The following is a 5,991-nucleotide window of genomic DNA, read 5'->3' as shown; positions in this document are numbered from 1 at the left end:
AGCATGGTCTTAATCTCCTCGAAGTTATTACTGATGCTTTAGAAGGTAATGTCTCTGTTTTCCTTTCCTCTATTACTACTAGCTAGGCAGTTACTTATCTTTTATATAAAACCCAATACGCTTGGGTTAAGAAGAATAGTAGGTTGGGTTGAGCATAAGCGTTACCCAACAAAGCCTTGATAATGTTGGGTTTCGTTGCTCAAACGCCAGTTGCTACAACGGGGGGAACCCTTCACCAGTCGCCTACGGCGGGAAACCCGCATACAGCGCTGGATTCACCACAACGCACTAGCTCGCCAACCTCCGCCAGTTTTAGTTTTTAGCCTTAACTCAACTGTATTGATATAAAATCCGCCATAATTGCCCTTTGCTTGCAAATTATCCAAACTAAATACTTACAATACAAAAGTCACAAAACTGCTTGTAACTTTTGTACTACTAGAACACAAATTGAGTAATCCTTCCTGGAAGAACCTCTTCCCCAACCCCTCGATCTTGGCGTAAGCCTGGCGTTAGGCATAGTACAGAGGGGAATTTGGCTTGCTCAAGGGATCTGGGGGCTTAGGTTTTTGATTCGTGAATCAATGCTTTAGTACAGTATTACAGTGCAAATAGACCAACCATGCCCCTACTTTTAAAGTTTATCATTACTAACATTTTTTGAATCTTCTGCTTCGTTGCCATTCCGCCTCGGAATAAATTCTGAGGCTAATAAGCTTGCACTTCTCTCAAGAGGACTAAATACAAAATTTTCACCCATTTACATGCCTATCCAATGTAAAAGGGAAAATTTCAGTCCATTTGAGTAGACTTTAGCTATTAGCCAAAAACTTAAGTTATTGGCGGGATTCGATCAGTGCAACAGTTTGACTGTTACAAAAATGTGGGTAATCACAAGACTTTTAAGCAAGGAACAAAACCAGTGAAAAGCTTACTTTCTAAGCTTTTCAAATTTTGAATTTTGCGTAGCGCTATTAGTCTTCTCTTTCGCCAAAAGCCGTCTGTAAAATCACTGGAATACCTCCGTCTTGGTGATATTTATCTCCCCAGGCACGGATAACTTCATCCAATTCTTCCATAGCCTGCTGCATTTTTTCCGGGAGGATATCAAGTTCTTCCAGCAAGCGCATGGCATTTCGTCGCCGTTCTGCCCAATCTTTCATCATTCTGAAATACCGAGCGGTATCTTCCACCATGATGTAAGTGCGTTCTTGATCGTCTGCTGGAGCATAAAAAGGACGGGTAAGAGCGTAGAAGGGCATTCCCCAAGGAGAATCAATGCGTGTTACCGTTCCTGAGTAGAGCAGACGGCGCTTGATATGCTCACCCAAGGCTTCACTCAAAGGCATTTGGTGTTCGGGGGGCAAGTCTTCTTGCGATCGCTTGTGCAAAAACTCAATCAAATCCAGAAACTCAAAGGAGCTAACTAACTGGGCATCAGGTAAATTACTTGGCAGTTTCTGCTCAATTTGTCTTTTTTCTTCACTTGTCAGACTGCTACCAGGAACGCGCGATCGCCCCGGTTGCCAAGGATATTTTTCTAGCCAGACATAAGGCAATTGAATCAAATAGCGAGGCTCCTGAGAACCCAACATTTTTAACAGTTTGCCTTCTGTTAGTGCCTGTCTGACTTCTTCTACAATAATTTTTACCCGTTTTGGCTCCAGGTGGTGCAAATGCCCTGTCATCCGCAGGTTTTGTCCCTGCTCCAAATAGGTCATGTAAATTGCACACTTTGCTGCCGTTGCGGCTGCGTCTAAAAATGCCCCATGCCTGTGCCCACTCGTCCGCATGGCACTAAAAGCCAGATAAAGCATGATCTGATCCATCGCACTGGGGTCAAGACGTTTGATCAGATCTATGTCGTTACTCATATTACAGACAATTGAATAGCACGTTTATACAGTTTTTAATCGAATGAAAATAGGTAGTATACACTTGGCTGAAGGCAATGTCTTTACTTCAAACTATATTAGTATGCGATAACTATTAAATCGGTGGTAGCGCAAACTACCGTTTTCGCATATTTTACGGTACAAAGGCAGATGAGAGTGGTTGTTACTATAACTGCCCCTGCATCTGACCGGAAAATTATAGACATCACAAAGTTCAGCTTGACGGCGGTTTACTTCCCAAAACTCAACTATGTTGTAAGTAATCTACAAAGCCTTTAAGTTTCCTGGGGTTTTCTCATCTTTCAAGAGCAACAATGTCAAGCCGCTTACACCTAATTATCGCACTATGGCGACTCTGAGTAAGAATTAGTTTGTGCGGTTCATTTTGGATATCTGTTACTTAAAAAAGAAGGTTCTTATTCAGCTCTTGCGAATTATTTATAGTACACAGGTGGCTAGAAATAATTGGGAGTGGTCTAAAAAGAAATCGCTTATAACGTGTAGCCACATTCAGAGGTTGAGCCACACAGTTCGTTCTCAACTATTATCCCCTTCACAACCTCAAGTCATACGGCAGTATAGGCCATAGGCTTGAGTGAAGATAGTAGACCTCAAGTAGAGCAAATAATTCCAATTTCAAAATACCTGTTGTTTTTTCAAATCTCGTTCTTGATCATATCATTATTTTTCTCTTTGGCATAACTTTATGTTTTTTTGATTGGAGAAATGAACCGTATTTAAGTAAGTTACATTCGCCTAAATCAAAGTTTGATGATATTTCTAAATATCCTACTAACTCCCAGTTTTATTTATTCTTTTCTGTTAATGGACTGACACAGAAAGCCGCGATTTAGTCCGAATTAATCGCAGAACCATCAGGCTTCCTTGATAATGCTAATCGGCTAAAAATTTACTTATTAGCCAGATATATAATAAAACAGATTGGATTCCACTTGATAATTATTTAGATAATTTTTTTCAAGTGATTTATATTTTTTTCATGAAAAAATATTATCCTTTGATCATTTAACTAATTCCTTGGCTACTTTCAAGTATATTTTTACCCCGCTGTTTTAGATGTTTGAAGGACTTGAATGGCGTGGACAGTTTGTTGCCATAAAAGCAGGAGAATCCGCAGCAAGCTACGATATAAGCATTCATTTTTCGGGCATCTGGGCAATTGTAGACCAAATTGACCCCTATAAAACGCCAGAAATAACTAGAAAGGCACAAATAAACGTAACTATGTGAATAAAAATGAATTGGGCTAAAACCCTGTTCTCTTTTGGCTTCTGCTTCTTGCCTTTGCCTCATCTCAACTACAAATATTTACGCCGACCTACTTAAAGATACCATCTCGTCAAGCTCAAGAGCATAGAAATGAGGCATTTTAAATTTTGCGTCGATCGCAGAGGTTACCGTAGAATAATTTTATTAGCCTTTTCACGGGCGATCGCTCCATATATTCATGTAGCGACAATAATCTCTCACGCTTAAAAAACGGGTTAGTCTAGTTCGCGGTGCTGCTTTTTCATCTCCAAGTTCAAAAACGTGTTGCAATCGCTTTAACTCCTTGTAAATCTTTCCTTTGAGCAAATACTCACGCTCATTTGCTTAAGTTAGTATTACTCGTACTGCTTATATATACGTGTTTTCCCTACCTATATCAGGCTAAATTCATAAAAATATATTACAAGTCAAGTTATTCTGATTACTGCTTATATATAAGTGTTTTCCTCACCTATATCAGGCTAAGTTCATAAAATATATTATTAATAATTAATATTAATTGCTTATAACGCTTCTCGTACCCTGCAAGAAGCCGCTACGCATCGATAAATCAGGTACAAGGTAGGGGCACAAAATCCCAACCCGCCGATTTATTAAGTTGACACCAATGCACATCTGTGAATCGATAGAATTGCTGTACTTCACACAATTGAAAACTGCTATATAGTAAAGACATTGCATTGTAACATCTTTACACGTATCAAATCTCCACTTAATCTGATTACTACTCCGATTTATTTATAGATAGGACTTACACAGAATAGATCCCCCAATCCCTTTAAAAAGTTAGCTCTTTAAAATCCCCCCTTTTAAGGCTACGGTCTACACACAATTTCTAAAATCCTTGTCTGGTAAGATACAAGCCGTATATTGGCAAGGTTTTGAGTTGAGCAAACTGATTATCAATAGTCTCGGCTTATTGATAGAGTTTTGACAGAAAATCAAGGATTTTAAAAATAATTTTCCGTTCTTTTCCGTCAATTTGATTGCCAACTCGACTTGTATATACACAGTAACTTTTTAAGGGGGAATCAGGGTTTCAGGTTTTCAATGTCCTAATAGATATAGAAATTTAGGATCTAAAATATATAGAGGACCTGCGATCGCATTAGTTTAGAGAAGTTAGTCGAGTTGGAACCCCACGGATAAATCCGGGGGGTAGTTCAGCTAAACTGATTGAACTCGCCATTTAATTCGTAGGACTAGAGGATTTAACCTGATTTCGCATTGTTTCAAAGCTGAAACCAGCCGCGCCAAAGGTTACTAACAACACTCCCAGAATTTGCACAAAATCCAAATTTTCTTGAATGATTAACCCAGCGAAAATCACGGTTAAAACTGGGATGGTACCACCGATGAGCGCCGCTCGTGAGCCACCTAGTTTACTAATACCAACATTGTTGAGCAAATAGCCTGCAAGAGTCAGCACACCCAAAATAAATGCACTTAAAACCAGTTCCAGCATCTTAGAGGGGTCAACTACCAAGTTCCAAAAAGGTAGCATCAAGCAGATAAAGCTCAACAACAACATAGTAGCGAAGTTAATTAAAGTAAAAGTCACGGGATGCAGTTTGCTAGCACAAACCCGCGTCAGAATTATATAGGCAGCAAAAGCCACACCCGAAAGAACAGCGGTGCTGCTTCCCATTGAAGTGTTACTCGTACCGATCGTGGAAGAAGCCCCTAAAACCAACAATTCACCGCAGCAAATCGCGGCGATCGCACCGATGCGGAATATGGTAGGACGATCGCGAAACAGAAACCACGACAATAAACCACTAACCATCGGATAGACAAAGAACAGTGCGATCGCCATTCCAGTTGTGACTTGAGCGATCGCAATGTATATGAGAACCTGAGACAAAAACAAAAAGCACCCACTCACAATCGAGAACAGCAAAATCTGCTTGGTAGCTGCATTGGCAGATGTGGGATTTCCTCGGACTGAATTAGCCAAGCTTTCCAGGTCTTGCCACAATCTTGGATGCAATATAGGAGACAACAGTACCATCAGTGGTACTACCACCATAAATCGCAGTGTCAAAATTAACAAAATATTGCCTAAAGTCGGTGGCAGCAACCGCTCTACCTCTAATACTCCAAAAATCTGGGAACCTTCGTGGAAAATTACCTTAATGGCTATGTTGTAAAGCGACGATACCACTGCCGATAAGACAATCAGCAAGAAACCGATTTTTTGGATGGCTGATAAGCCTGAGGAATTAGGCGATCGCGGTTGTGGAGGTTTTGATCCCAGCGACTCTAGCGCGGTAGAAGGTGAAGATTTAGCTTTGCTCTGTGACCCGTTCCTGCGGAGGACAGAAATTGGTTCAGCAGGGTTTCTCTTTTGTGAAGGTTGTATTGCTCTCGGATGTAGCACGGATGCGATCGGAGCCTCTGATGTAGTTTCGCTTTCCGGTAAGTCCTTATTCAGGATAGAAATTGGTTCGGTGGCATTGTCCCTTGATGGCAAAACGACAGCAGCAGGAGGCTCTGATTTAGTTTCCTTTTGAAACAAGTCCTTGCTGGGGAAAGAATTTGGGTTCGCGGCGTTTTCTCTAACAATCGGAGGCTCTGATTTAGTTTCCTTTTGAAACAAGTCCTTGCTAGGGACAGAAATCGGGTTCGCAGCGTTTTCTCTAACAATCGGAGGCTCTGATTTAGTTTCCCTTTGGGACAAGTCCTTGCTAGGGACAGAAATCGGGTTCGCAGCGTTTTCTCTAACAATCGGAGGCTCTGATTTAGTTTCCCTTTGGGACAAGTCCTTGCTGGGGAAAGAATTTGGGTTCGCGGCGTTTTCTCTAAC

General features: G+C 40.9%; 3 protein-coding genes. 1 reads left to right on the top strand and 2 read right to left on the bottom strand.

Annotated features, from left to right (window positions below; translation table 11 throughout):
* Positions 1-195 precede the first annotated feature (195 nt).
* The gene (locus V7K21_RS01785; RefSeq protein ID WP_335171115.1) at positions 196-348 is read left to right on the top strand and encodes a hypothetical protein; all 153 of its coding nucleotides are present in this window, start codon (positions 196-198) and stop codon (positions 346-348) included.
* A 626-nt stretch (positions 349-974) separates the two neighbouring features.
* Here the strand turns inward: V7K21_RS01785 and hetR are convergent.
* Positions 975-1,874: a heterocyst differentiation master regulator HetR gene (hetR, locus tag V7K21_RS01780; protein ID WP_273765150.1), complete on the bottom strand. Its 900-nt coding sequence runs from the start codon at positions 1,872-1,874 to the stop codon at positions 975-977.
* A 2,500-nt stretch (positions 1,875-4,374) separates the two neighbouring features.
* A partial coding sequence (locus V7K21_RS01775; protein WP_335171114.1) for a DMT family transporter occupies positions 4,375-5,991 on the bottom strand: 1,617 nt, incomplete at its 5' end.

The sequence above is a fragment of the Nostoc sp. genome, from assembly GCF_036919595.1.
Taxonomy (GTDB): domain Bacteria; phylum Cyanobacteriota; class Cyanobacteriia; order Cyanobacteriales; family Nostocaceae; genus Nostoc.
Note: the sequence above shows the minus strand (reverse complement) of the source record. Positions and strands in the feature narration are given on the sequence as shown.

Coding starts and splice junctions, on each gene's coding strand:
- hetR (WP_273765150.1), bottom strand. CDS start 1,874: ATGAGTAACGACATAGATCTGATCAAACGTCTTGACCCCAGTGCGATG.